Source organism: Bordetella muralis (genome assembly GCF_965139205.1).
GTDB lineage: Bacteria > Pseudomonadota > Gammaproteobacteria > Burkholderiales > Burkholderiaceae_B > Bordetella_A > Bordetella_A muralis.
In genome coordinates this window covers 38,732-65,362 of the sequence record NZ_CBCSIU010000006.1, presented here as the reverse complement: position 1 = coordinate 65,362, position 26,631 = coordinate 38,732, and the positions used below count along the sequence as shown (strand labels likewise).

Sequence of the window (26,631 nt, the reverse complement as noted above, 5' to 3'; positions counted from 1 at the left end):
CTCCGGAATCCATTCAATTCAGCTTCAGGAGACTTTTCCATGTCTATCACTGGTGAGATGCTCATCGGCGCCAGCGCCGTGCGCGGCACGCTGGGCGCACAGCGCGCGTTTGACCCGGCTCGTAACGAACACATCGAGCCTGAATTCGGCATGGGCGGCAAGGACGAAGTCAATCGCGCCTGCGAATTGGCCGCCGCGGCGTTCGATCCCTATCGCGCCGCACCGCTGGCTCAGCGCGCCGCTTTCCTGGAAAGCATTGCCGACAACATCATGGCGCTGGGCGACGAACTGATCGCGCGCGGCATGGCCGAAACCGGCCTGCCAGAAGCCCGCCTGCAAGGCGAGCGCGGCCGTACCGTTGGCCAACTGCGTCTGTTCGCGAAAGTCGTGCGTGATGGTCTGTTCCTGAACGCCACCATCGATCCTGCCCAACCGGAACGCAAGCCCCTGCCCCGTTCGGACCTGCGCCTGGCGCGCGTGCCGCTCGGCCCGGTCGCCGTGTTCGGCGCCAGCAATTTCCCGTTGGCATTTTCGGTCGCCGGTGGCGATACCGCTTCGGCATTGGCCGCGGGCTGCCCGGTTGTAGTCAAGGCGCATAGCGGTCACCCCGGTTTGTCGGAGCTGGTGGGCCGCGCCATTCAAAAGGCCGTCAAAGACAACAACCTGCCCGAAGGCGTGTTCTCGCTGCTGTTCGGTGCAGGCCGCACCCTGGGTGATGCGCTGGTTGCACACCCCGCGATCAAGGCCGTGGGCTTTACCGGCTCGCGCCAAGGCGGCCTGGCACTCGTTCGCACCGCGAATGCCCGCCCCGAGCCGATCCCCGTCTATGCCGAGATGAGCAGCATCAACCCCGTGTTCCTGTTCCCGGGCGCGTTGTCTGCCCGCGCAGAAAGCATTGCACAAGGCTTCGCTACCTCGTTGACCGGCAGCGTGGGTCAACTGTGCACGAATCCGGGTCTGGTCATTGCAATCGACGGTCCGGATCTGAAGCGCTTTGAGACTGCGGTGACTGCAGCGCTGCAACCCGCACCGGCCGGCACCATGCTGACCCCGGGCATCGCCGACGCCTATAACTCCGGCGTGGCGCAACTGAGCGCTGTCGAAGGCGTATCGTGCGTGGCCAAGGGCCAAAGCAACGAAGGCCGCCCCAATAGTGCCCAAGCCGCGCTATACAGCACCGATGCACAGCGATTCTTGAAAGACAAAGCGTTGGAAGCCGAAGTATTCGGCCCCGCCTCGCTGCTGATCCGCGTGCGCGACGTCGCGGAGATGCGCGAGATCGCCGAACACCTGGAAGGCCAGTTGACCAGCACGCTGCAGATCGAAGCCAGCGACGTCGAGGCGGCTCGTACGCTCGTGCCGGTGTTGGAACGCAAGGCTGGCCGTATTCTGGCCAATGGCTTCCCCACGGGTGTGGAAGTCACCTACGCCATGGTGCATGGTGGTCCGTTCCCGTCGACGTCCAATGCGATGTACACGTCGGTGGGTACGACGGCGATCGATCGTTTCTTGCGTCCGGTCTGCTATCAGGATCTGCCTGACGCGCTGCTGCCCGAGGCGGTTCAACAGGCCAATCCGCTGGGTCTGTGGCGTCTGGTTGACGGCGCGCCGCAAAAGCCCTGATCCTGGATAGAAACACGGTAGAGCACCACGATAACGCCGGCTTCGCCATCGAAGCCGGCGTTATTTTTTTGCGTCACCGATTCAATCGTCATCCGGCGTGGTATCGGGCCCGTTCTTCATCCCATCCCGTCCCGCGACGCGATCCAGGAACGCCTCTACCGTAGGATTGTCCGCCTGCTGCCGCCACGCCAGATAAATGTCTGCGTACAGGTTCTTTTGCGCGATGGGGCGATATTCCACACCCTCGAAATGCAGCTCTCGCGCCGAATCCGGCACGATGCCATATCCCAATCCTGCCCTGACCAGCGCAACCAAAGTATGCGTTTGGCTGGCGCGTTGTACATAACGCGGCGCGATATTGGCCAGGCCCATCGCACCGACAATGCGGTCATGGAAATATCGGCTGTCGCCTGGCGAATACAGTATCAACGGCTGTTGATGCAAGGCACGCAGCGGCACGGTATCCATCGCACACAGCGGAGAACCGGCGGGCAGCGCCAATATCAGCGCTTCGCGTTCCATCAACCGTTTCTCCAACCCCTGATGCATGGGCACATGCCGCGTCAACGCGACGTCGAGTTCGCCCGCCAATAGCAATCGGCCCAGATCGCTCGACACCATTTCGCGCAGCTGGATATTGACGTCGGGCAGCACCTGCTGCGCACGCATCAGCATCGCCGGCATCAAACGGTAGGCTGCCACCGCGGTGTACCCCAAGGTCAGATGACCCGCTTCGCCATGCGCAGCACGCCGCGCCGCGAGCGCTGCACGTGCCGAATAATCCAATAGATGACGCGCATCTCGCAGCAAACGCTGCCCCGCCGCAGTCAACCTGACAACGCGGCTATGGCGTTCGAGCAGCGTCACGCCCAGATCCTGTTCCAGCAGCTGTATTTGCCGGCTGAGCGGCGGTTGCGTCATGCGCAAGCGCGCCGCTGCCCGGCCAAAGTGCAATTCCTCCGCCACGGCGACAAAACATTCCAATTGACGCAGTTCCATACTGCCGCATCCATCCATTCAATATGTGTATCGGGCAATGTTATTTATAGCTCAATTGGTATTGAATGGTGTCAGCGCCCCTATACTTTTGCCGTTGGCATCATTCAAAGATGCCGTAAACCAGAAAGCATGCCCGCTGCGACCCAGCGAGAGCGGCTCAGTTAAAGATCAATTCAAAAACGGTATTGCGGAGACACACACGCATGAAAGCAAAGCGGATTTCCCGTATTCGCGCCCAGATCACGGGCGCACTGACCCTGGCGGTCGCAGCATGTTTTCCCGTTGCCAGCCAGGCGGCAGGCGATTACCCCAATCGTCCTGTTTCGCTGGTTGTTCCGTTCTCGCCCGGTGGGGGGACCGATATTTCGGCCCGCATCCTGGCCGAACGCCTGGGACAGACTTTGGGCCAGACTATCGTCGTCGACAACAAGGCCGGTGCAGGTGGGCAAATCGCTGCCGATCTGGTTGCGCGTGCGGATCCTGACGGCTACACGCTGCTGTTCGCAAACTCGGGCATGCTCTCTATCAACCCATGGATCTACAAGCTGAAGACGGATCCAGCGGTGGCATTCGCGCCGGTGTCGCTATTCTCGGACCTGCCTTTTGTGCTGGTCGTGCCGCCTTCGCTGAACGTCAAGACGGTGCAAGACCTGGTGGCCCTGGCCAAGGCCGAGCCGGGCCAACATACGTTTGCCAGTTCGGGCACAGGTGGCGCGCCTCACCTGACGGCGGAGGTTTTCCAATTGGCTACGGGCACCGAGTTGCTGCACGTTCCCTATAAAGGCGGTGGCCCCGCCATGGGCGACCTGATGGGCGGCCGCGTCGATATGTTGTTCGCCTCTGTGCTGGAAACCAATTCGTTCGTCCAAGCCGGCAAGCTGCGCGCGCTGGCGGTCACGGGTGACAAGCGATCGCCCGCGATGCCGGATGTGCCCACGATCGACGAGGCCGGTATCAAGAATGCCCAAGGTGGATCCTGGACCGCGGTGCTAGTGCCCGCAGGCACGCCGCAAGCCATCGTCGACAAACTCTCGAAAGCCATTCGGGATGTCGCCAACGAGGAAGGCATCAAGCAAAAGCTGCTGGCCCAAGGTGCAGGTGCTCATGGCTCAACGCCTGAAGAGTTGGCGCAACTGGCCTCGAGCGAACGCGCGCGTTATGGCGAAATCATCAAGGCACGCGGTCTGCTTGCACAATAAGCAGTTTCATACGCAAGGACCCGCTGCCCTCTTTCAGAATCGGAACATAGAGGACAAAGCGGGTCTTTGAAACCCCTATAGATTGGATTTTTCATGACTGATGCTGTCTCCACGGATCTCATCGACGTACTGATGGTGGGCCCCATGCCACCCGCCATCACTGAACACGTCGATCGCCATTACCGCTTGCACCGCTGGTGGGAAATCAAAGACCAAACCGGCTTTCTGCAAACGCAAGGGCAAACCGTGCGTGGCATTGTCACCAGCGGACGCCATGGCGCATCGGCAGAACTGATCAATAGCCTGCCCAAGCTGGAAGGCATTTTCAGCCAGGGTGTAGGCTACGATCCCATCGACATCAGCACCGCCAAGGCACGCGGCGTCGTCGTGACCAATACGCCGGGCGTATTGAACGATTGCGTCGCGGACACCGCACTCGCACTGATCTTGAACGTGTCGCGCCGTCTCTGTCTGGCGGATCGTTTCGTACGTGAGGGCCATTGGCTCAACGAAGTCTTTCCGCTGACGATCAAACCCAGCGGCAAACGCTGCGGCATCGTCGGGCTGGGCAGCATCGGCCTGCAGGTCGCCAAACGCGCCGAAGCCTTTGACATGAGCATCGCGTATTACAACCGCCGCGCGCGCAGCGATGTGCCGGATCACTATCGCTATTACGACAATCTGATCCAACTGGCCGAAGACAGCGATTTTCTGGTGGTGGTTGTGCCTGGTGGAGCAGAGACGCGACATCTGATTAATGATGCTGTGCTCAATGCGCTGGGGCCCAAGGGTTACCTCATCAACGTGGCGCGGGGTACCGTTGTCGATGAGTCTGCATTGATCAAGGCCTTGCAAGACGGCCGTATCGCGGGCGCTGGCCTGGACGTGTTTGAACACGAGCCTCAAGTGCCGCAGGCGCTATTGGACATGGACCAAGTCGTGCTCTTTCCGCATCTGGCCAGCGGTACGGAAGAGACTCGGCAGGCCATGGCCGATCTGGTGTTGAGTAATCTCGATGGCTGGTTTCAGAAAGGCGAAGTACTGACACGCGTGGTCTGATGCCAAATACCCAGCATGACCCTCATCATGCTGGGTATTTGTTTTCATCTCGTGGTGCAGCCTGCGTTGCGCATATGGCGGTTTCGCACGCTCACGTGCTCCGCGCATCGAGCACCCGCGGCGGCGCGGTCATGCGCAGTCCCGCCCGCACGGCCGTGCACGTCGCGGCAACCTACTCGCCTTTCACCCCGGCGTCTGCAATCACTTTCGCCCATTTCGCCCGCTCCGCGCTAATGCGCGCAGCCGCATCCGCAGGCGTCGTCCATGTCGCGACCGCCCCTTGATTCAGCAGCGCGGCCTTGACTTCGGGCTTGGCCAGGATCTGCTTGAGCGAGTCATTCAGCTTCTGAATGACAGCGTCCGGCGTTCCGGCAGGCGCCACGATGCCGAACATGGAGCTCACCTGAAAATTCGGCAGACCTGCTTCGGCGGTCGTCGGCACATCAGGCAAGGCCTCTGCGCGTTGATCTGACGCCACCGCGAGGGCCCGTAGTTTGCCGGCTTTCACGTGCCCCTGCGCGGCGGGTACGGTCTCGATCATGCTGAGCACCTGCCCGCCCATCAAATCGGTCATCGCCGGGCCACTGCCCTTGTATGGCACATGCAGGACGTCTACGCCCACCATGCTCTTGAACATTTCGGTGGCCAGATGTTGGGGCGAACCATTGCCCGATGAAGCCATCGTCAAATAGCCCGGACGCTTTTTGGCTAAATCGATGAATTCCTGCAGCGACTTCACTTCCACCGAAGGATTCACCACAAACACGAGCGGCACCGAACCGACGATAGAAACCGGGGCAAAGCTCTTTTCGATGTCGTAAGGGACTTTGCCTTTGTAGAGCTCTGCATTGATGGAATGGCTCGTCAACGCGCCGAGCAACAGCGTATAGCCGTCGGGATCCGATTTCGCGACCTGATCTGCGCCGATGTTGCCCGTCGCGCCGGCACGGTTTTCGACAACGAACTGCTGGCCCAGTGCCAGCGACAGTTCCTGCGCCATGACGCGGCCGATCACATCAGTTGCCCCGCCGGGCGGATAAGGCACCACCATACGCACGGGACGCTCGGGATAGCCCGCGGCAGCAGCGACGGTGGGCAAGCCCAGGCTCGCACAAAAGGTCAAGGCACAGGCCAGAAATGCCCGCCTTGCGGGGGGACGCTTGCTCGATAAAAACATGTGTGTCTCCTGCCAGGTTAGTGGTTGAATGTGTTTCTGGCGTCGATCCACCCTCCGGTACTTGCATTACGCGAGAAGGCCCGGATATGATCGCCCATAGATTATCAATAATATTATTGAGATGACAATGGCTTCCTCAAAAAAACCTGATTCCCCCGCCACTGGCCTGCGCAAAGGGCTGACCAATTACGGAGACACGGGCTTTTCGCTGTTCCTGCGCAAAGCCTTTATCAAGGGTGCGGGCTATACGGAGGACGCCCTGTCTCGCCCCGTGATCGGCATCGCGAATACGGGCAGCAGCTATAACCCCTGTCATGGCAATGCCCCGCAGCTGATCGAGGCGGTCAAACGCGGCGTGATGCTGGCGGGCGGGTTGCCGGTAGATTTCCCCACGATCTCGGTGCATGAAAGCTTTTCGCAGCCGACGAGCATGTATCTGCGCAACCTGATGTCAATGGACACCGAGGAGATGATTCGCGCGCAGCCCATGGATGCCGTGGTGCTGATCGGCGGCTGTGACAAGACCGTGCCCGCTCAATTGATGGGCGCCGCGTCGGCAGGCGTGCCGGCGATTCAATTGGTCACGGGTGCCATGCTGACTGGCTCGCACCGCGGCGAACGCGTGGGCGCGTGTACGGACTGCCGCCGCTATTGGGGCCGTTACCGTGCAGAGGAGATCGACGCCGAGGAAATCACCGACGTCAATAATCAACTGGTGGCCAGCGTTGGGACCTGTTCGGTGATGGGAACGGCCAGCACGATGGCGTGCCTGGCCGAGGCCTTGGGCATCATGGTGTTTGGTGGCGCCTCGGCGCCTGCCGTCACGGCTGACCGTATGCGCGTGGCGGAGCAGACAGGCACCACTGCTGTCGCTATGGCGACCAACCGTTTGACGCCCGACAGGATTTTGACGGGCAAGGCATTCGAAAATGCGTTGCGCGTGCTGCTGTCAGTAGGCGGCTCAACCAATGGCATCGTGCACTTGACCGCAATGGCGGGACGGCTGGGCATCGATATCGATCTGGCCGGCCTGGATCGCCTGAGTCGCGAGACTCCTGTACTGGTCGACTTGAAGCCCTCCGGCCAACATTACATGGAGGACTTTCACAAAGCGGGCGGCATGCCGGCGCTGCTGCGTGAACTGCGGCCCTTGCTACATCTGGATACGCTCACAGTATCGGGGCGTACGCTAGGCGAGGAGCTCGACGCCGCGCCAGCCCCCTTCGTGCAGGACGTGATTCGCCCGTTCGATTCGCCGATCTATCCGGTGGGCGGCCTGGCCGTTTTGCGCGGCAACCTGGCCCCCGGTGGCGCCATCATCAAGCAATCGGCGGCTAACCCCAAACTCATGGAACATGAAGGCCGGGCCGTCGTGTTCGAGGACGCCGAAGATATGGCCAATCGCATTGACGACGATGACCTGGACGTCACGGCGGATGACGTGCTGGTCTTGAAGCGCATTGGCCCGACCGGTGGGCCGGGTATGCCGGAGGCCGGTTATATGCCGATTCCGCGCAAGCTGGCTCGGGCCGGCGTCAAAGACATGGTGCGGATTTCCGATGGCCGCATGAGCGGTACGGCAGCGGGCACGATTGTGCTGCATGTGACGCCGGAGGCAGCGGTGGGTGGGCCGTTGGCGCATATACAAACAGGTGATCGCATCCGGCTGTCGGTGAAAAATCGAGAAATCGCCGTGCTGATCAGCGATGAAGAACTCGCCCGCCGCGCCGCTGCGCATCCCATCGAGCGCCCTACCGGGGAACGAGGCTATCGCAAGCTGTATATGCAGAGCGTGACGCAGGCCGATCAAGGCGTGGATTTTGATTTCCTGCGAGCCACAGATACGAAGGAAAGCGTACCCGGCAAGGCTTAGGCCATGCCACTGCACCTGCCTTCGCCGGATTGATGGACAATGCTGTACCGCCTCTCTCTCGCATTCGCAGTGTTGCAGATACCCTGGTCATAGAGCCGAGGGGCTGACTAGCATCCGGTCGAATCCGCCACGCATTCGAGACGTGCGCAATGACTCAACGCGCCGCCCATCAAAGGAAACATGATGTCTTCATTACCTCAACCGCTGCTCACAAACCCCGCCGCTACGCACGCCGTGGTGGTAGGTGGCGGCACGATGGGCGCTGACGTGGCCGTCGTCCTGGCACGTGCGCATTGCCGCACTACCGTCATTGAACCCGATGCCGCGCGCGCCCAGGCCCTGCCTGCGCGCGTCGCCGCTAATCTGGCCGCAGCGGGACGCGCAGAGGCGGCGGATTATGTACACACAGCGCCCGATCTGGATAGTGTCGACTGGAACAGCGTCGCGTTGGTGATCGAATGCATTCCAGAACGATTGGATCTGAAGCAAGCCCTATTTGCAGACCTGGAGCAACGTGCGTCTGCGCATGCCATTCTGGCGAGCAATAGCTCGAGCTTTCCGATCAGCGCGATCGGCCAGGGACTCAAGACACGCGATCGTATGTTGGGCCTGCATTTTTTCATGCCCGCGCATCTCGTGCCGCTGGTCGAGGTGGTGTTGTGCGACGCCAGCGATCCCGCGCAGGCCGATGCCCTGATTGCTTTCATGCGCCGTTGCGGCATGGTCCCGGTCAAGGTATTGAAAGACTTGCCTGGTTTTCTGGCCAATCGTTTGCAGCATGCGCTGTCACGCGAGGCATTTGATCTGATCGATCGCGGTATCGCCTCGCCCGAGGATGTCGATGCGGCTGTGAGATTCGGTTTTGGCTTCCGGTTTCTGGCCGCCGGCCCAGTATTACAGCGCGATCATGCCGGAATCGAGGTGCACGCGGCGGCAGGCGCCACGATGTATCCCTCGTTCTGCAACAGCGATACGCCTGCGCGTTGTCTCACCGAACGCGCCGCGGACGGCAGGCACGGAATGAAGGCAGGCCAAGGCTTTTATGAATGGACGCCTGAAAGTATCGCTACTGAGCGTGCGCGCTATGATCGATTGCTGCGCGCAGGACTCGATTTGATTGCGGATGAACTGCCGCCGATAGATCCCTGATCGGTCCCGGATTTCAATCGCTTTGCCAATTCGGCTGACATGCCGTCGCCCTTGACCCAGACCGACATTTTCTCGAGCCACTCGAAAGCGCTTGGCGTTCGGTGTGGTTCAGGGGGACCAGCATCACCTCCTCAAGTATTTTGCCGACCTCGTCGGCATGAGCGCGCAGCTTGCGGCCATGATGGGCAGCTCTGCACCGCGGTGTCGGGGCTGGTGATCCTGTTGCTGTGCCCGGTGGCCGGCATGCTGTCGGACCGCTATGGGCGCGATATCGTGATGCTGTTCGGCCTCAATACACCTGGGGCACGATCATCTCGCTTGGCACCGGATGACGGATATAGTCCTTGTTGCGCACGCGCTCCGGCAAGATCACCTCTTCACGTTCGACTTCCTGGTAGGGAAACTGCGACAGCAGATGGTGGATGCAATTGAGCCGTGCCTGCTTTTTATTGTCGGCAGGCACGACCCACCACGGCGCCTCGTTGATGTGTGTGTGGTCCAACATCGCCTCCTTGACGCGGGTGTAATCCTCCCAGCGGCGGCGCGATTCCAGATCCATGGGGCTGAGCTTCCATTGCTTTAGCGGATCGTGGATACGGCCGAGAAAGCGCAGATGCTGTTCCTCGTCCGTGATCGAGAACCAGTATTTGATGACCTTGATCCCGGAACGCACGAGCATGCGTTCGAATTCCGGCACCGAACGGAAAAACTCCTCGTATTCCTCGTCCGAACAGAACCCCATGACGCGCTCGACGCCTGCCCGGTTGTACCAACTGCGATCGAACAACACGAGTTCCCCGGCTGCAGGCAGATGTGCAACATAACGCTGGAAATACCATTGTGTACGCTCGCGATCGTTGGGTGCGGGCAAGGCAACTACGCGGCATACGCGGGGATTCAGGCGTTGGGTGATGCGCTTGATCACGCCGCCCTTGCCCGCTGCATCGCGTCCTTCGAAAATGATGACCGCTTTTTGCCGAGTCGATGCGACCCAGTTCTGCAGCTTGACCAACTCGCCTTGCAGACGAAACAGCTCACGGAAATAGGCTATTCGCTGGGCGTGTGTTTCATTTCCCGGGGCAACGCCACCCTCCTGCTGTGCCAGATCATAGGTGCGGTCTTCGATTTCCAGCTCCAGCTCTTCGTCCAGGCTGTCGAGCAAATCGTTTTCGATGCGGCGTCGCAGTTCGTCGCGGTCTTCAAAATTCATGGCGTCAGAGATCCTTTACCCGTTTTTGACAGCGTAGCGGGCGCAGATGAAGGATTGTTGACAGCGTTGTTGCACGGCGGATTTCGTCAGAGGCTGGGGGCTTGGCCGGCTGACTCACAAGCAGCCGGCCTCGGCATTCCCGCCCATTGAATCAAAGCACCGATCGATATCCAAACAGCGCGACCGACCCGCCCGTGTGAACGAACACGACATTCTGGCCACGCGTAAACTGGCCTGCGCGAATTTGACCGATCAGCCCGGCCATGCCTTTTCCTGAATACACAGGATCGAGCAAAATGCCCTCTTTCTGCGCGCACAGGGTCAGGGCCTCGATCATTCCAGGCGTGGGCTGACCATAGCCATCACCCACGTAGCCGTCATCGGCGCGTGAGGCGGACGCCTGAATTTTTGTCGATAGCCCAAGCAACGCGACGGTTTCATTAGCCAACTTCAGCACATTGGCCTCCTGAGGGGCCCTTTTTGCGCGCACGCTGATGCCCATGACGGGAATGCCGCTTTGCGTGCCTTCGAACGCCGCGAGCAAGCCTGCCTGCGTGCCGGTACTGCCGGTGGCATGGACCACCGAATCGATATTCAGTCCCAGATCATAGGCTTGCTGCATGATTTCCATACCGCAGGCGACATAACCCAAAGCCCCGATAGGGTTGCTGCCGCCGCCGGGAATAATGTAGGGCTTCGAACCTTTTGCACGCAGCTCGTCGGCCAATGTTGCCATGGCAGCATTCATATCGGTACCCGCCGGCACGCGCGCGACGATTTCGCCACCCAGCAGTCTGTCGAGCATCACGTTTCCGGACTCGGCGTATTCCTCGTCCAGGTTGGTAACGCGTGCCTCGAGAATCACCTTGGTTTTCATGCCGACGATGGCAGCAGCCGCGATGGTTTGGCGCACGTGATTGGACTGCGTAGCGCCTTGGGTGATGACAGTATCGGCGCCTTTGGCGAGCGCGTCGGCGATCAGGAATTCCAGTTTTCTGGTCTTGTTGCCTCCCGTGGCGAGCCCAGTGCAATCATCGCGCTTGATGTAGATGTCCGGCCCTCCCAGATATTCGCTCAGATTTTTCATATGTTCGAGCGGCGTCGGAAAATGGCCCAACCGTTTACGCGGAAATTTGGCGAGATTCATTGATCGATAACTCCAGTGGTGGATTGGCGAAACAAAAAGACCTCAGTGTCGTGACATGCCGCGCCGGGCTCCGCAGGTTTGACGCAGCTCCTGGCGCCGCACCTGGCGGCCCAGCGCTGGCTGCCCGACGCCCAACATTAACGCCGCCTGAGTGAAGCTGCCTAGTTCAGCGGCATAGTAAAAATATACGAGCTGCCGCAAATCCGTTCACACCCCTTCTGGCGGAAGAACCGGTATGGTGGGATTGTAGCGTTGCAACCTGGACCGGCGCGTGCAGTGCATGGCTATGGCACAGGCATGTCCAGGGCTCGCCGCCACGCCGTCGACTTGTCCTGCAGGCTCATGGCGGCATGCGCCGGGCTGGTTGACGGCAATTCGAAGTACAGCAGTTCGCGCGAGAGTCCCAACGCCGGCAGCACGTGCCGCTTGTACAACGCCGCGGCTTTGGCGCCATTGAAACAGACGCGTTCTATGCCCGGATGCAGGCGAAACAGCATCTCGAAATCGTTCGGCACCACGCTGGCAGCGAGGATATTTGCATCCAGACTGCCGGGACGCTCGCAGGCCTGCAGCACGTCCCACAGCGCTATCCCATTTGCCTTCAATGCCTCGCAACGCACCTGATACGAGGCCTGCGCGCCAAAGCCGTACAACTGCGCCGCTATCGGCCAGAACGCGTTGCGCGGATGTGCGTAATATTGTTGCTCGCGCAGCGATGCCACCCCCGGCATGGTACCCAGCACGAGCACCCGCGCATGCCGGGAGATCAGTGGCGGAAAGCCCGAAACATGACTTGAAACCGGCACAGCGGAAAGCTCCCAATAGCAAACGCGGCGCCCGGACAGTATCCAGGCGCCGCGTTTTTCCTGCAACGTGACGATGAAAACACGCCGTCCGTATTACGCAGCCAGACGCGTCTCGATCGACGACTTCACACCCGGCAATTCACCCGGCAGCCCCTGTGCCAATTGCTGGAACAAGGTATCGTGCAGCGCCAATTCATCACGCCACGATTTCACATCGACCGAGATGACTTGCTGGAACTGATCCGGGCTGAATTCCAGGCCGGTCCAATCGATGTCCTGATACGTGGGTGATACGCCGAATACTTGCTCGACACCATTGGCCGTGCCATCGATGCGGCCCAGCATCCACTTCAGAACACGCATGTTGTCGCCAAAACCCGGCCAGACAAATTTGCCATCCGGCCCTTTGCGGAACCAGTTGACACAATAGATGTGAGGCAGCTTGGCACCTGCATCCTGCAGGCGTTTGCCCAGTTTCAGCCAATGGCCAAAGTAGTCGCTCATGTTGTAGCCGCAGAACGGCAACATGGCGAACGGGTCGCGGCGCACGACGCCCTGCTGGCCTGCGGCCGCAGCCGTGGTCTCAGAGCCCATGGTGGCCGCCATGTAGACGCCTTCGACCCAATTACGGGCCTCGGTGACCAGCGGCACGGTGGTGGAGCGACGGCCGCCAAAGATGAACGCGTCGATGACGACGCCTTTGGGGTTTTCCCATTCAGGGTCGATGGACGGACATTGCGAGGCAGGTGCAGTGAAGCGCGCATTCGGATGAGCGGCTTTGCGGCCAGTTTCCTTCGCGCTCGCGGGCGTCCAATCCTGACCCTGCCAGTCGATCAGATGCGCGGGCGGCGTATCGGTCATGCCTTCCCACCAGACGTCGCCGTCATCAGTCAACGCCACGTTGGTGAAAATGACGTTGGCTTTCAACGTGGCCATGGCATTGAAGTTGGTCTTTTCGCTGGTGCCAGGCGCCACGCCAAAATAACCCGCTTCGGGGTTGATGGCACGCAGGCGGCCTTCGGCGTCCGGTTTGATCCAGGCAATGTCGTCGCCGATGGTGGAGACCTTCCAGCCGTCCATACCCTCGGGCGGGATCAACATGGCAAAGTTGGTCTTGCCGCACGCCGACGGGAATGCCGCGGCGACGTGATATTTGCGGCCTTTGGGCGAGGTCACGCCCAGAATCAGCATATGTTCGGCCAACCAGCCCTGATCGCGGCCCATGGTCGACGCGATCCGCAAGGCAAAGCATTTTTTGCCCAACAAGGCATTGCCGCCGTAACCCGAGCCAAAGCTCCAGATCTCGCGCGTTTCGGGATAGTGAACGATGTATTTCGTCGGATTGCACGGCCACACCACATCGGCCTGGCCTGCTGCCAGCGGGGCGCCCACGCTATGCACGCAAGGCACGAACTCGCCATCGCTGCCCAGCACGTCAAACACGGCGCGGCCCATGCGGGTCATGATGCGCATGTTGACCACGACATAGGGACTATCAGACAGCTCGACACCGATGTGGGCGATATCCGAGCCCAACGGCCCCATTGAGAACGGCACGACATACATCGTGCGCCCACGCATGGAACCCTCAAACAAGCCATTCAGCGTGGCGCGCATTTCAGCGGGATCAGCCCAATTGTTCGTAGGACCGGCGTCCTCGGCATGCTGCGAGCAGATAAAGGTGCGGTCTTCGACGCGCGCCACATCGGAGGGGTCGGACCAGGCCAGGTACGAATTCGGCCGCTTTTCCGGGTTCAATCGTCGCAAGGTGCCTGCCTGCACCATCAGCTCGCACAGTCGGTCGTATTCTTCTTGGGAACCATCGCACCAGACCACATTGTCCGGCTTTGTCAGCGCAGCCACACGCGCCACCCACTCGACCAACCCCTTGTGCTTGACGTATTCGGGTACGTTAAGCGAGGCGACTTCTCCGTCGAACGGCTTATTCATCGGGACCATCTCCTTTAATAAAAAAACGATGCGGGTCCCCCATGAGGACCCGCATTTCATCTATTTATCTGATTTCGCAATATTACTTGCCCGCACGCCCGCCGAACCAATTCGGGGCATCAGGAATGCAACATCGTATGTCTGTTGTATCGTCAACGAGGATAGGATGAACAGATGCACGAGTGCCTTGACGCGAATTCAGAAGTCGTCGAGCGTACTGCATTCCGCGGTATTCGTTTCGCGAAAACAGGGTAAACCCCGATAACATAGCGATTTTCAGCCGCCCATTTCCCATGCAACAAATCGAACTCAACGATAGTACTGCTGACCGCTACCTGCTGGATGCCCCGGGCTTGTCGCTGCTGGCCTTTCATAGCCGTACCTGCGGCACGTGCCGCATCGCGCGGGAACAGTTGCCCGAGCTGGACCTGCCGGTCGAGCGCCTGTGCTGGATCGATGCGGGCGATAACGGGGGATTGGTCGAACGCTACGAGGTCTTTCATTTGCCCGCCCTATTCCTCGTGCGCGACGGCGCCTATTACGGCGCCGTCAATGCATCGCTGGCGGAATGGGACCTGCGCCAGCAGATCAGTCTGGCGCTGGATAGTTACCCCGCAGAGCTACCCTGACGTTCAGGTGGCCAGTTATCCGGTGCTCGGACGGTCAAGCCGTCCGCGCCGACTCGATCAAATCTGACAGCCGGCGGCGTTGACGCCCTTCGGCGTCGAAATTATCCGGCGCGAGCCATTGCTCAAAGCCGCTGCACACGGCCGGCCATTCCGAATCGATGATGGAAAACCAGGCAGTATCCCGATTGCGCCCTTTATAAACCACGGCCTGCCGGAAAATCCCCTCGAACTGAAATCCCATGCGCAGCGCAGCGGCACGCGACGGCGCATTCAGGCTGTCGCACTTCCATTCATAGCGGCGATAGCCGAGTTGATCAAACGCCCGGCGCATCAGCAGATACTGGGCCTCCGTGCCGGCAGGCGTGCGTTTGAGCAGATTCGAATAGGCCACGTTGCCTACCTCGATCACGCCATTGGCCGGATCAATGCGCATGGCGGCCAAGGTGCCGACCGCTTGTCCCGTAGCCGAATCGATAACGGCAAAAAACTGGGGATCCTCAGAGGTCTGCACCGTACGCGCATATGCCAGATAGCTGGCCTCGTCGGCGAATGGCCCGGCCAGCGTATATGTCCAGTCAGCATCGTCAGGCGTCTGGCGAAACGCGGCATACAGTTGGGCGCCATGACGCGCCGCATCCAGCGGCTCGAGCCGGCAGTAATGTCCCGCGATCGCCTCATGCGGGGGCCGCGGACGCGCGGTCCAATTCGGGAGGGGATCGCCCACGGGCTGTTGAGTCCAGGCGCTGGTCGACGGCATACGTAGTTCCTTCTGATGATCGGTGGACAACGGTGTCATGCAAATACAGGCCATAAGGCTAGCTGAATCGTGGCATGGTAAAAAGATCCAATATCAGACTATTTGATGGTGCCATGGATACACCAGCCCCATTGCTGGACAGCCCGCTGTCGCCTCCTCAGGATGGCCACACGCTGCAGCGGCAATTGTTGCAAAGACTGAAGGCCTCCATTCTGGACGGGCGGCTGCCCGCGGGTAGCCGGTTGCCTGCATCGCGTGCTCTGGCAGAACAGCTCGGCATTTCGCGCAATACCGTGATGCTGGCCTATGGGCAATTGACCGCGGAGGGCTATGTCCGGGCGGATCGTCAGGGAACGCGGGTCGCCGCGCTGCCAGCGGCACCGACGGCGCGGGTCGCCCCCGCCCCCACAGGCGCCGGCGCCGCGCAACGCGTCAGCCGATTGACGCCATCGCCCCGCCGCGTCGAGGCTGGCATGGCATTGCGTCCAGGGACGCCGGCGCTCAATCATTTTCCGCTCAACGCGTGGCGCCGTACGCTGGACCGTACGCTGCGTGATATGCCCGCCAGCACACTGGGCTATGGCGAGCCCGCGGGCGAGCCGGCGCTGCGTGAAGCCATCGCCCGACATCTGGGTTTATCCCGCGGCGTGCGCTGCAAGGCAGAGCAGATCCTGATTACCGAGGGCGCCCAAGAGGCGTTGACCCTGTGCGTACGGCTGCTGAGCAATCCCGGCGATATCGCCTGGGTGGAGGACCCGGGCTATCGAGGGATCAAAGCAGCACTCCAGGCAGGAGACCTGCAGGTGATACCGGTGCGCGTTGATGCCGAGGGCCTGGCTGCGCCTGCCGCGCTCTGGCACACCCATACGCCACGCGTGATCTACACCTCGCCCTCGCATCAATATCCGACGGGCGCCGTGCTGAGCGCCGCTCGCCGCCTGGACCTGCTGGATCGCGCCCGGCGCAACAACGCCTGGATCATCGAGGACGATTACGACAGCGAATTCCGCCACCAGGGCGATCCGATCCCTGCGATGCAGGGGCTCGCGGATAACGCCCCGGTGGTCTACATCGGCACGTTCAGCAAAACCATGTTTCCCGCCCTGCGCGTCGGATTCCTCGTATTGCCCGAAGGGCTGACGGGCTCGTTACATACTGCCGTGCACGAATTACTGCGCGGCGGCCATCGGCATGAACAGCTCGCCCTGGCGGACTTTATGGAAAGCGGCCAATTTGCCCGCCATCTGGGCCGCATGCGGCGTCTCTATCGCGACCGGCAATCCGCGTTGCGAACGGCCTTGGCTTTGCATCTGCCGGTCTCGCATGAAGTATTAGGCGGACAAGGCGGCTTGCATTTGACCCTGAGACTGCCGCCAGACATCCCAGACCGGCAACTCGCTGCTGCGGCGCGGCGGGCGGGCATGGCGCCCACGGCCCTGTCGGCCTTTGCCCTGCAGCCGACTGCAGAAGACAATGGACTGGTACTGGGCTATGGCAATACCTCGGCGGATCTGTTCGAGCCCCTCATCAAGCGGCTTGCCAAACTGATCGTGGAAACCACTGCAGGGCGCACGGCATAAGGACGACAATCCCGCTCGCCGGAAAATGCCCCAGCCAGGAGCGGGCCTCGGCTCGTGCTAACTGATCAGAGCGGACAACAACAGCATCGCCAATAGCAACCAGAACAATCCCGACACAATGGAGCGCCCCATAAAGGCCTTGACCGCAGACCACAGCAAGACCAGGCCCAGGAGCAGCAGCGCGAAATGAAATATCGACGAGCTCATTCCCAATGCGCCGGCCAGGCCCGAGAAAAAATCCCCGATCGCCGAGCCCAGACCGCTAAAGACATAGCGGATGCCCGACACAATGGCACGGATCACCTCGCCTAACACGGCGCCTACCGAGCCAAAGAAACTAGTTTCAGTCTGCATGCATTCCCATCACGGAATCACCCCGAACACCGCCAGATACGGCGGCACCACCGTCAGAATGTATCCCATCTGCGAGGCCTGTGCTGAGGCGCCACCAGCCAGGCCGCAGCATACCCGCCGGATGGCGGTTTAAGATTAGCGGTTTAATACTGTTCTTTTCAGAAATTGTGTGGGCCACGGCGTCCCACCATGCAGACTCGTAACAAGGATTCGTAATGGCTTTCGATTTCGACTTATACGTCATAGGCGCAGGTTCAGGCGGCGTACGTGCCGCGCGCTTTGCCGCGGGATTCGGCGCTCGTGTAGCCATTGCGGAAAGCCGCTATCTGGGCGGCACCTGCGTGAATGTTGGATGCGTACCCAAAAAGCTGTTGGTGTATGGCGCGCATTTTCACGAGGATTTCGAGCAAGCCTCGGGATTTGGCTGGACCGTCGGGGAACCGGGCTTTGACTGGGCCACGCTGATCGCCAATAAAAACCGCGAAATCGAGCGCCTCAATGGCATTTATCGCAATCTGCTGGTCAATAGCGGTGTGACCCTGCACGAAGGCCATGCCCGGTTGGTCGATCCTCATACCGTGGAAATCAACGGCCAGCGCCACACGGCCGAGCATATCCTGGTGGCCACTGGCGGCTGGCCACAGATCCCTGATATTCCGGGTAAAGAACACGCCATCACCTCGAACGAGGCCTTTTTCCTGCCTGAACTGCCGCGCCGCGTCGTGGTCGTGGGCGGGGGCTACATCGCGGTGGAATTCGCCTCGATTTTCAATGGCCTGGGCGCACAAACCACGCAGTTGTATCGACGCGACCTGTTTCTGCGCGGTTTTGATGGCAGCGTACGCGAACACCTGCGCGACGAGTTGATCAAAAAAGGCCTGGATTTACGGTTCAACGCCGATATTGCCCGCATCGACAAACGCGATGACGGCACACTGAGTGTCACCCTGAAAAGCGGCGAAATCATCGAGACCGATTGCGTGTTCTACGCTACCGGCCGCCGCCCCATGCTGGACAACCTCGGGCTGGAAAATACGGGGGTAACGCTCAACGAAGACGGCTTTATCGCCGTCGACGACGAATATCGCACCAGCGAACCCTCGATCCTTGCCCTTGGTGACGTGATCGGCCGCGTGCCGCTGACCCCAGTGGCCCTGGCCGAGGGAATGGCAGTAGCCCGCCGTTTGTTCAAACCCGACGAATATCGCAAGGTCGATTACGATCTGATCCCGACGGCCGTATTCAGCCTGCCCAATATCGGCACCGTCGGCCTGACGACCGAGGCGGCGCTCGAGGCCGGCCATCGCATCAAGCGTTTCGAAAGCCGGTTCCGCCCGATGAAACTCACACTGACCGGCATCCAGGAAAAGACGCTGATGAAACTGGTAGTTGACGCCGACACCGACCGCGTTTTGGGCTGCCACATGGTTGGCCCCGACGCGGGCGAAATCGTGCAAGGCCTGGCCGTCGCGCTGAAAGCGGGTGCGACCAAACAGGTCTTTGACGAGACCATCGGCATTCACCCGACGGCGGCCGAGGAATTCGTCACCCTGCGCACACCCGTTGCAGAGTGACCCGGATACGATCAACGCCAATCAGATAGCCCTCTGCACGCTCTATCCGCCCACTGCCGACTCTGTCGCAGTAGCCGTCGAGCGCGCGGCCCCCTTTTCCCGAGATCATCATGACCCGTATCGACGATTCCCACCACGACCGTGAAGTCGGCCAGGCCGACTCCACCCAAGACACCACCCGCATCGATGACGTTCGTATCGGTGCGGTACGTCCACTGATTTCCCCTGCGCTGCTGCAGGATGAACTGCCGATTCCCGCCGCAGCACTGGCCCTCGTCGAAAATGCCCGCGCCCAGATCGCCGACGTATTGCACGGCCGCGATGACCGTCTGGTCGTCGTGGTGGGCCCCTGTTCCATCCATGACCATGATCAAGCGCTGGAATACGCGCGCCGTTTGAAAACCGCCGCACAATCGCTGGACAAAGACCTGCTGATCGTCATGCGCGTGTACTTTGAAAAACCGCGCACCACCGTCGGCTGGAAGGGCTATATCAACGACCCGCGCCTCGATGGCAGTTTCCGTATCAACGAGGGGCTGCGTCGCGCGCGCGAACTGCTGCTGGAAATCAGCGAATTGGGCTTGCCCATCGCCACCGAATTCCTGGACCTGCTCAGCCCGCAATACATTGCCGATCTGGTGGCCTGGGGCGCAATCGGGGCACGCACCACGGAAAGCCCCAGCCATCGCCAATTGGCGTCCGGCTTGAGCTGCCCGTTGGGCTTTAAGAACGGTACCGACGGCGGTATGCAGGTCGCCGCCGATGCGATCGTGGCCGCTCGCGCCAAACACGCCTTTATGGGCATGACCAAAATGGGCATGGCCGCGATTTTCGAGACGCGCGGCAATGACGACACCCACGTGATCCTGCGTGGCGGCAAACAAGGCCCCAACTACGACGCTGCCAGCGTCGACGCCAGTTGCGACGCACTGAAGGCCGCAGGCCAACGCGAACAAGTCATGATCGACTGTTCGCATGCCAACTCCAACAAATCGCACGAGCGCCAGATCGACGTGGCCCGCGATATCGGTACACAGCTCGCCAACGGCGATTCGCGCATCATTGGGGTCATGATCGAAAGCCATCTGGAGGCCGGCCGCCAGGACCTGAAACCCGGCGTGCCGTTGCGTCATGGCGTGTCGATCACCGACGCCTGCCTGGGCTGGACACAGACCGAACCGGTGCTGGCCGATCTGGCCGAGGCCGTACGCAAACGGCGCGCACGCAAGGCTGGTTGATCAGCGTCGTTGCACCCTGCACGCACTTGGCACATCATGTATGTCGCCGAGTGCGGTCACCGCCATAGTCGGTCAAGCGTCAGCAGTGAGTAACGCGGTCTTCGCCTTCTCGCGGAGTTCCAGCAACGGGCTGCCCAGCTGCTTCTGCGTCTCTGACATACTGGCCGTGGTCCTGACGCTGACATTCAATACGTAGATGGGACGGTCTGGCAGCACAAGAGGCGTTGCCATTGCCACCACCTCCGGCTGCCATGAGGCAGCGCAATAGCCTTTTGTATCGACACTGAGCTTGGCAGCGTCGATTTCGTCGAGCAGATGGCGCGAGTCAGTACTGCGCCGCCGGCAAAACTGCTCCAGCAGTGCCTGCCGCTGCGCATCATCCACTACCGCCAGATAGGCCCTGCCCAGCGAGGTGAGCTCCATCGGCACACGCTGCCCCGCGACGACACTGCGCAGTGCCACCTTGCGGTTAAACCGAAAGGATTCCAGATAGACCATCTCGTCGCGATCCGCAGTCGCCAGCCCCACATTGATCCGCATTTTCTCGGCCATCGCACGCATTAACGGCGCGATCGCATTCAACACCGGTGAGCCTGCACGCATCGCGTGAGCCAGACTCAACACCGGCGTGGCCAGGCGATAAGTCCGCCTCACCCGATCATGCTCCAGCAGCCCGCATTCGACTAGCGTCTGCGTCAGACGGCTGACCGTGGCGCGCGAGAGTTGAGTCCTTTCCGCAATCTCCCCATTGCCGAGTTGATCCGCTCCTGGGCGAAACGCGCGCAGGATCTCGACCCCACGCACCAACGAACGGTTCAACACAGGGTCTTCGTGATGCTGGCGGCGCACAGCCTGGAGAGAAGAATCGGACATGATGTAGCGAAATGAGAGCGACGCAGCAGCTTAGCACCATTTCCATTCAATGGAATTTAGGGGATACACATTGCGGCTCGGACACCTAAACTACCTAGCACAAGGCAACCAATGGTTTGACGCAAACGCATCAAGAAAAGCCACATTGCCAACGACTGAGCCGACTCAAGGAAAACTCGCGACATGACCACGGATTTGATCGAACTGACGGTTACCGACGGCATTGCCACACTGCTGCTTAACCGCCCTGAGAAACGCAATGCCATGAGCGACGATATGCGCAGCGCATTCATCGCGGCGCTGGAACGCATCAGTGCCGACAAAGCGATCCGCGCGTTGGTGCTCAGCGGCAACGGAAAGGGGTTCTGTGCCGGTGGCGATGTAGCAGGGATGGAACGGCGTATGAACGCCCCCGCTGGGGAAATCGCTTTCAATGGCTGGCATCGCCAGCAGCGGGTGCACTACACACAATCGTTGCTGCACTCCATGCCCAAGCCCACCATTGCTGCCGTCAATGGCGCTGCGTCGGGCCTGGGCGCAGACACCGCTCTGGCCTGCGATTTCATCATTGCCAGCGATGCCGCGAGCTTTACCTGGTCGTATATCAATCGCGGCATCGTCCCGGACGGTGGCGGCATGTATTTCCTGCCGCGCCGGGTGGGCTTGTCCAAAGCAAAAGAGCTGATTTTCACGGGTCGAAAAGTCGAATGCGAAGAAGCCCTGCAGTTGGGCATTGTGGATCGCACCACCAGCGCAGCACAGCTGTTGATCGATGCGCAGACCTGGGCTGCCGAGTTGAGTCAAGGCTCCGCGACCGCATTGGCACTCGGCAAGACCATTCTCAACCAGAGTTTCGAAATGTCGGCTGAGCAGGTGTTTGCACAAGGCAGCCAAGCGCAAGGCATCTGCTACACGAGCACCGAACACCGCGAATCGGTCATGGCCTTTCTGGCCAAGGCCGCCGAAAAGCGCACCAGCAAAGAGTAGATCATGAGCCCCATCTCCCGCCTCATCAATCCACGCAGCGTAGCCGTCATCGGCGCCTCCGCCGATAGCAGAAAGACCGCTGGCCGCCCTGTTTCCTATCTGCGCAAGCACGGCTTTACCGGTCACATTTATCCTGTCAATCCACGAGTCGATAATATCGACGGCCTGCCCTGCTATCCCGACATTGCATCGCTGCCGTCGGTCCCCGACGTCGGCATCGTACTGCTGGGCGCCGAACGCGCGCACTTGGCTGTGCGTGATCTCGCACAGCTCGGTACGGCAGCAGCGATCGTGCTGGCCAGCGGCTACACCGAAGTCGGTGCGGAGGGTGCGCGCCGGCAAGCCGAACTCATCGAGGCCGCAGGCAGCATGCGCATCCTGGGACCCAACACGATTGGTCTGGTAAACCTGACCGATAACATCGTGCTATCGGCCAGCGGCGCACTGGAAATGGATCATTTCCCAGCCGGCTCCATCGGCGTGGTGTCGCAAAGCGGCGGCATCCTCGGTGCACTGCTGTCCCGCGCGGCCTCTCGCGGAATCGGCTTGTCCAAGCTCATTTCGACCAGCAACGAGGTCGACCTGGACTTGGCCGATTTCATTGACTACCTGACTGACGACGAGGCCACCAAAGTCATCGCGCTCTATGTCGAAAGCGTGCGCAATCCGGAGAAATTCCGCACTGCAGCCCTGAAGGCCGCCCGTGCCGGCAAGCCGGTCGTCGCCTTCAAGATCGGCCGCTCGGAAGCCGGCGCAAAAGCGGCGGTGTCGCACACGGGCGCCCTGGCCGGCGCTGATCGCATGTATGACGCACTGTTCAAGCAAGTCGGCATTATTCGCGCACAGACTTTCAGCGATTTGCTGGATATCCCTAGTGCGCTGGCCACAGACCGCGTGCTGCGCGGGAATCGCGTCGCGATACTGACCTCGACCGGTGGTGCCGGTACGCTGGTGTCCGACAGCCTGGGCATTTCGGGTTTTGATACGCCCGTCCCCGATGCCGATACCGCTGCGCAATTGCGCGCGCTGCAAACCGGCGACCATGCCGCGCTGGATCGCAATCCCATCGACGTCACCCTGGCCGGCCTGCAACCGGATCTGTTGCGTGGAGCCATCCGGGCGCTGCTGGCAAGTCCCAGCTATGACGCGCTCGCCATCATCGTGGGGTCTTCGGGCCTCGCCATGCCGGAGCTGATGGCTGGCGCCATCCAGGACTGCCTACCCGAAAGCGACAAACCCGTGATCGCCTTCGTCAGTCCTCACGCGCCAAATGTCGGCGCCCTGCTCACACAGCGCGGCGTCCCGGCTTTCGCCATCCCGGAGGCGTGTTCCGTCGCGCTGGCCGGCATGCTGCAGCACGCGCACTGGAGGGAGCCGACACATTCGGAGCCTGCTGCGCCGATCGACGTAGCAGACTTGCCGGCAGGTTCGCTGGACGAAGCGCAAGCCAAACAGTTGTTCGCGCGCTTCGGCGTGCCCTGCGCGCAAGAAACCGTGGTAACAACACCGGCTGGCGCGGAACAAGCTGCCCGTATCTTTAATACGCGTGTCGCGCTAAAAATCCTCTCTGGTGAAATTACACACAAGAGCGACGTCGGCGGCGTCGCCATCAATCTCACGGCCGAGCAGATCGGTGAGCGCCTGCGGGCTATGCAGGACGAAGTACAAAGCAAGACAGGCATCGAGCCTCAGCGCTTTCTTGTTCAAGAAATGGTTACCGGTGGCACGGAGCTGATTCTCGGCATGCATCGCGATCCGCTCGGCACGGCGATCCTGCTCGGCATGGGCGGCGTCACTGCCGAACTGTTCAAAGACACCACCATGCGCTTGCTGCCATCCGGCAACAAAGGGCTCGGCCACGAAGACGCCCTCGACATGGTGCGCGAATTAAAGACATGGCCGCTGCTCGACGGTTTCCGCGGCCGGCCAAAAGCCGACCTGCAGGCGCTGACGAACGCCATCGTTGCGTTCTCGCAAATGGCCGCACAATTGGGCGACCGCTTGGTCGAAGCCGAAATCAATCCCCTGTTCGTGCTGCCTGCAGGTCAAGGCGTACGTGCCGCGGATGGTATTGCCGTACTCGCCTGAGCACCGAGAGACGGAGAAACGGGCTTGCGTTCCCCACCTGAAAATTCCATACAATGGAAATTTCAGGCGCACTGATAGCCTCCTGATCCCGACACACCCGGCGAATAGCAGAACCGCCGGCCCGCCGTGGAATCATATGCAAACAAATCAATGATCAAGCTGGTCTATCATTGACAACTAATTTGCAAGAAGGAGTTTCTCTCATGATGCGCAAGCTGTTTCCCGTTATCCTCGTCGCCGGCCTCACCGCCTGCGCCTCCTCTGGAACGCAGCACACTTCATCGGATACCAGTACGTACGGCGGCAGTGGCGCGTCGGCTGGCACGGCCACTACCTGCGACGCACAATCGGTACAAGATCAGGTGGGTAAAAAATACTCGGAATCGCTTAACCGCACGCTGAGTTCGGGCGCCAATGCGACGCAACTGCGTGTGCTGAAACCCGGCGAGGTCATGACCATGGAATACAACCCCACTCGTTTGAACGTGATCGTCGAAAGCGACGGCTCGATCAGCGCGTTGCGCTGCGGCTGAGCACCCAACGAGTTCAAGCGCAAAAGCCGGAGTGTCTGGCATCGCAAGGATGCCTATATTAGAGTCATAAACGATTCTGACGCACACTCCGGCCTCGTCGCCCATGGTCGTATGACCATCATGGCGCAACCGCGGGCCAGTGCAACGAAACACCCTCTACCCGCCGACGCGGACTTGCCATGAATCTGGACCTGTTTGCCCCCGATACAGTCGCCCCGGCCAACGTGCAATTGGGTCCGCAAGCTGTCGTATTGCGAGGCTTGGCGCTGCCCTATATTGATGCCCTATTGCCCGAGCTGGACGCCATATTCGCGGCTGCGCCGCTACGCCATATGGTGACGCCCGGCGGATTCAGGATGTCTGTCGCGCTGACGAACTGTGGTGCGCTCGGATGGACAACGGATCTGCGTGGCTATCGCTATACCCAGCTGGATCCGCAAACCGGACAGCCCTGGCCCACCTTGCCGGCGTCGTTTCTACGGCTGGCGCAGCGGGCTGCGGAGACTGCCGGCTTTGCCGATTTTCAGCCCGATGCCTGCCTGATCAACCGCTATCTGCCGGGCGCTCGCATGAGCTTGCATCAGGACAAGAACGAACGGGATTTCAGCGCGCCTATCGTATCGGTGTCGCTGGGAGTTCCCGCGACATTCCTGTTTGGCGGGGAGCAACGAAGTGACCGCGCGCAACGCGTGCCGTTGCAGCACGGAGACGTCGCCGTATGGGGAGGTCGGGATCGACTGCGGTATCACGGCGTGTCTGCGTTGAAAGACGCCACGCATCCTTTGTTGGGCGCCATGCGTATCAATCTGACGTTTCGCCGGGCGGGCTGAAACACCCGACCAACCGCACCGTTCCCCCTATTTGTCCTGACGCGCCTCGGACAATGCCACGGTCAAGTGCATGACTTTCTTTTTCAGGCTATCGCGTTCCTCGGTCAGCGCCGCCACCAGTCGACGCAGGCGCGCCACCTCGGCGGGATAGTCCTCGACGGCCTCAACGGGAGGCTCTGTTTCCAACTCGTCTTCCCCGGCAACAGTGTCCATTGACGGTACCTTTGCCTTGGCTTTCGCCTCGCGGGCTTGGCGCGCGAGTTCCTTCAATGCCTTGCGCCCTTCGGCCGCGGCGGCGACCTGCTTGTCGACCGGCATTTCGGCGACCGCCGCAGCGGCGTTGATGGAAATCTCGCCGGACTTGACCGCACGCACCAGTTCTGGCGCGGCATCTTTTTGAATTTTTTCGATCTGGCCTAGCGTATTGCTGCTGACCCGCGCCGCACGTGCCAGGGCCTGGCGATTGGGAATCACCACCGGCTCGGCCGGTGATGCCGCAGAGGTTTCCGCCTCGTCGGCTGGGCCGGCGTCCGCCTGCTGCGCCTGTTGCTGTGCCTCCAGCTCCTGCCGCCGCTGCTGCAAGATCTCTTTCTTGCGTAAGGCCAACACTCCCCGCTGGAAATCCGAGACACTGCGTCGGCCCAGATGATTTTCAATCATCCATAACCGCACGTCGTCCATCGATTTAAAGCGGGTGTTTTGCGTGGTCTTGAACTCGATGCCGTGTTTGGTGCACAGCGCATAGCGGTTATGTCCATCGACCAGGACATCGCCCCATAACACCAGTGCATCGCGGCACCCGTCTGCCAGGAGGCTGCGCTCGAGCGCCTCGTATTCGTCAGCGCTCAGCGGGTCTATATAAGTTCGTAACTCTTCGTTAATCTGGATCGTCATCGTAGCGATTTTGGGCATGTAGTTCGTCTGCGCGACCGCTATTAGAACATTGGCCTCGCGATCCGGCCGCTGCTGGGGAGATAGCGTCCGACAAGACCGCGC

At 60.7% G+C, this 26,631-nt stretch carries 24 protein-coding genes; 13 read left to right on the top strand and 11 right to left on the bottom strand.

All coding sequences use genetic code 11. The annotated features are described in order from the left end of the window. Positions 1–39 precede the first annotated feature (39 nt). A complete protein-coding gene (locus tag ACNA0I_RS11260; RefSeq protein WP_415806097.1) occupies positions 40–1,623 on the top strand; it encodes an aldehyde dehydrogenase (NADP(+)) in 1,584 nt (527 codons plus the stop codon). An 81-nt stretch (positions 1,624–1,704) separates the two neighbouring features. On the opposite strand, the gene ACNA0I_RS11255 is transcribed toward ACNA0I_RS11260, so the two are convergent. Beyond that, positions 1,705–2,622 carry a LysR family transcriptional regulator gene (locus tag ACNA0I_RS11255; RefSeq protein WP_415806096.1) on the bottom strand — a complete coding sequence of 306 codons (918 nt, stop codon included), beginning with the start codon at positions 2,620–2,622 and terminating at the stop codon, positions 1,705–1,707. 203 nt (positions 2,623–2,825) lie between these two features. On the opposite strand from ACNA0I_RS11255, the gene ACNA0I_RS11250 reads away from it, so the two are divergent. Together ACNA0I_RS11250 and ACNA0I_RS11245 are read left to right on the top strand one after the other, a co-directional pair. Further along, positions 2,826–3,821 (top strand): Bug family tripartite tricarboxylate transporter substrate binding protein, encoded by a 996-nt coding sequence (locus ACNA0I_RS11250; protein ID WP_415806095.1) that lies wholly within the window; start codon positions 2,826–2,828, stop codon positions 3,819–3,821. A gap of 93 nt (positions 3,822–3,914) precedes the next feature. Next, positions 3,915–4,880, top strand: a complete 966-nt coding sequence (locus ACNA0I_RS11245) for a 2-hydroxyacid dehydrogenase (protein WP_415806094.1) — start codon at positions 3,915–3,917, stop codon at positions 4,878–4,880. 172 nt (positions 4,881–5,052) lie between these two features. Here the strand turns inward: ACNA0I_RS11245 and ACNA0I_RS11240 are convergent, their stop codons facing one another. Then, positions 5,053–6,057: a Bug family tripartite tricarboxylate transporter substrate binding protein gene (locus ACNA0I_RS11240; RefSeq protein ID WP_415806093.1), complete on the bottom strand. Its 1,005-nt coding sequence runs from the start codon at positions 6,055–6,057 to the stop codon at positions 5,053–5,055. Positions 6,058–6,184: 127 nt separating this feature from the next. Between ACNA0I_RS11240 and ACNA0I_RS11235 the strand changes: the two genes are divergently transcribed. Continuing rightward, entirely contained in the window at positions 6,185–7,930 is a 1,746-nt protein-coding gene (locus ACNA0I_RS11235) for an IlvD/Edd family dehydratase (RefSeq protein ID WP_415806092.1), read from the top strand. Positions 7,931–8,113: 183 nt separating this feature from the next. Next, positions 8,114–9,079, top strand: coding sequence for a 3-hydroxyacyl-CoA dehydrogenase family protein (locus tag ACNA0I_RS11230; protein WP_415806090.1), 966 nt, complete (start codon positions 8,114–8,116; stop codon positions 9,077–9,079). Positions 9,080–9,368: 289 nt separating this feature from the next. Here ACNA0I_RS11230 and ppk2 read toward each other — a convergent pair whose 3' ends face one another. From ppk2 to ACNA0I_RS11205, 5 genes are all read right to left on the bottom strand, one after another. Beyond that, entirely contained in the window at positions 9,369–10,289 is a 921-nt protein-coding gene (gene ppk2, locus ACNA0I_RS11225; RefSeq protein WP_415806089.1) for a polyphosphate kinase 2, read from the bottom strand. A gap of 151 nt (positions 10,290–10,440) precedes the next feature. Then, positions 10,441–11,436: a D-cysteate sulfo-lyase gene (gene cuyA, locus ACNA0I_RS11220; RefSeq protein ID WP_415806088.1), complete on the bottom strand. Its 996-nt coding sequence runs from the start codon at positions 11,434–11,436 to the stop codon at positions 10,441–10,443. 42 nt (positions 11,437–11,478) lie between these two features. Further along, entirely contained in the window at positions 11,479–11,637 is a 159-nt protein-coding gene (locus tag ACNA0I_RS11215; protein ID WP_415806087.1) for a helix-turn-helix domain-containing protein, read from the bottom strand. A gap of 83 nt (positions 11,638–11,720) precedes the next feature. After that, complete coding sequence (locus ACNA0I_RS11210; RefSeq protein ID WP_415806086.1) at positions 11,721–12,242, bottom strand: DNA-deoxyinosine glycosylase; 522 nt, start codon at positions 12,240–12,242, stop codon at positions 11,721–11,723. Positions 12,243–12,335: 93 nt separating this feature from the next. Continuing rightward, positions 12,336–14,192 carry a phosphoenolpyruvate carboxykinase (GTP) gene (locus ACNA0I_RS11205; RefSeq protein ID WP_415806085.1) on the bottom strand — a complete coding sequence of 619 codons (1,857 nt, stop codon included), beginning with the start codon at positions 14,190–14,192 and terminating at the stop codon, positions 12,336–12,338. A 293-nt stretch (positions 14,193–14,485) separates the two neighbouring features. Between ACNA0I_RS11205 and ACNA0I_RS11200 the strand changes: the two genes are divergently transcribed. Next, positions 14,486–14,821: a thioredoxin family protein gene (locus ACNA0I_RS11200; protein ID WP_415806084.1), complete on the top strand. Its 336-nt coding sequence runs from the start codon at positions 14,486–14,488 to the stop codon at positions 14,819–14,821. 34 nt (positions 14,822–14,855) lie between these two features. Here the strand turns inward: ACNA0I_RS11200 and ACNA0I_RS11195 are convergent, their stop codons facing one another. Beyond that, entirely contained in the window at positions 14,856–15,578 is a 723-nt protein-coding gene (locus ACNA0I_RS11195; protein WP_415806083.1) for a GNAT family N-acetyltransferase, read from the bottom strand. 74 nt (positions 15,579–15,652) lie between these two features. Between ACNA0I_RS11195 and pdxR the strand changes: the two genes are divergently transcribed. Beyond that, complete coding sequence (pdxR, locus tag ACNA0I_RS11190; protein ID WP_415806082.1) at positions 15,653–17,158, top strand: MocR-like pyridoxine biosynthesis transcription factor PdxR; 1,506 nt, start codon at positions 15,653–15,655, stop codon at positions 17,156–17,158. A gap of 57 nt (positions 17,159–17,215) precedes the next feature. On the opposite strand, the gene ACNA0I_RS11185 is transcribed toward pdxR, so the two are convergent. After that, positions 17,216–17,512 (bottom strand): hypothetical protein, encoded by a 297-nt coding sequence (locus ACNA0I_RS11185; RefSeq protein WP_415806081.1) that lies wholly within the window; start codon positions 17,510–17,512, stop codon positions 17,216–17,218. A 215-nt stretch (positions 17,513–17,727) separates the two neighbouring features. Between ACNA0I_RS11185 and gorA the strand changes: the two genes are divergently transcribed. Together gorA and ACNA0I_RS11175 are read left to right on the top strand one after the other, a co-directional pair. Next, positions 17,728–19,086 carry a glutathione-disulfide reductase gene (gene gorA, locus ACNA0I_RS11180; RefSeq protein ID WP_415806080.1) on the top strand — a complete coding sequence of 453 codons (1,359 nt, stop codon included), beginning with the start codon at positions 17,728–17,730 and terminating at the stop codon, positions 19,084–19,086. Positions 19,087–19,196: 110 nt separating this feature from the next. Continuing rightward, a complete protein-coding gene (locus ACNA0I_RS11175; protein ID WP_415806079.1) occupies positions 19,197–20,324 on the top strand; it encodes a 3-deoxy-7-phosphoheptulonate synthase in 1,128 nt (375 codons plus the stop codon). Between the two features lie 72 nt (positions 20,325–20,396). Here ACNA0I_RS11175 and ACNA0I_RS11170 read toward each other — a convergent pair whose 3' ends face one another. After that, entirely contained in the window at positions 20,397–21,197 is an 801-nt protein-coding gene (locus ACNA0I_RS11170) for an IclR family transcriptional regulator (protein WP_415806078.1), read from the bottom strand. 183 nt (positions 21,198–21,380) lie between these two features. On the opposite strand from ACNA0I_RS11170, the gene ACNA0I_RS11165 reads away from it, so the two are divergent. From ACNA0I_RS11165 to alkB, 4 genes are all read left to right on the top strand, one after another. Then, positions 21,381–22,184: an enoyl-CoA hydratase/isomerase family protein gene (locus ACNA0I_RS11165; protein WP_415806077.1), complete on the top strand. Its 804-nt coding sequence runs from the start codon at positions 21,381–21,383 to the stop codon at positions 22,182–22,184. Between the two features lie 3 nt (positions 22,185–22,187). Continuing rightward, on the top strand, positions 22,188–24,272 hold the full coding sequence (locus ACNA0I_RS11160) for an acetate--CoA ligase family protein (protein WP_415806076.1): 2,085 nt from the start codon (positions 22,188–22,190) through the stop codon (positions 24,270–24,272). Between the two features lie 203 nt (positions 24,273–24,475). Then, complete coding sequence (locus ACNA0I_RS11155; protein ID WP_415806075.1) at positions 24,476–24,805, top strand: I78 family peptidase inhibitor; 330 nt, start codon at positions 24,476–24,478, stop codon at positions 24,803–24,805. Positions 24,806–24,984: 179 nt separating this feature from the next. Then, entirely contained in the window at positions 24,985–25,635 is a 651-nt protein-coding gene (gene alkB / locus ACNA0I_RS11150; protein ID WP_415806074.1) for a DNA oxidative demethylase AlkB, read from the top strand. Positions 25,636–25,662: 27 nt separating this feature from the next. On the opposite strand, the gene ACNA0I_RS11145 is transcribed toward alkB, so the two are convergent. Continuing rightward, positions 25,663–26,529 carry a ParB N-terminal domain-containing protein gene (locus tag ACNA0I_RS11145; protein WP_415806262.1) on the bottom strand — a complete coding sequence of 289 codons (867 nt, stop codon included), beginning with the start codon at positions 26,527–26,529 and terminating at the stop codon, positions 25,663–25,665. Positions 26,530–26,631 lie beyond the last annotated feature (102 nt).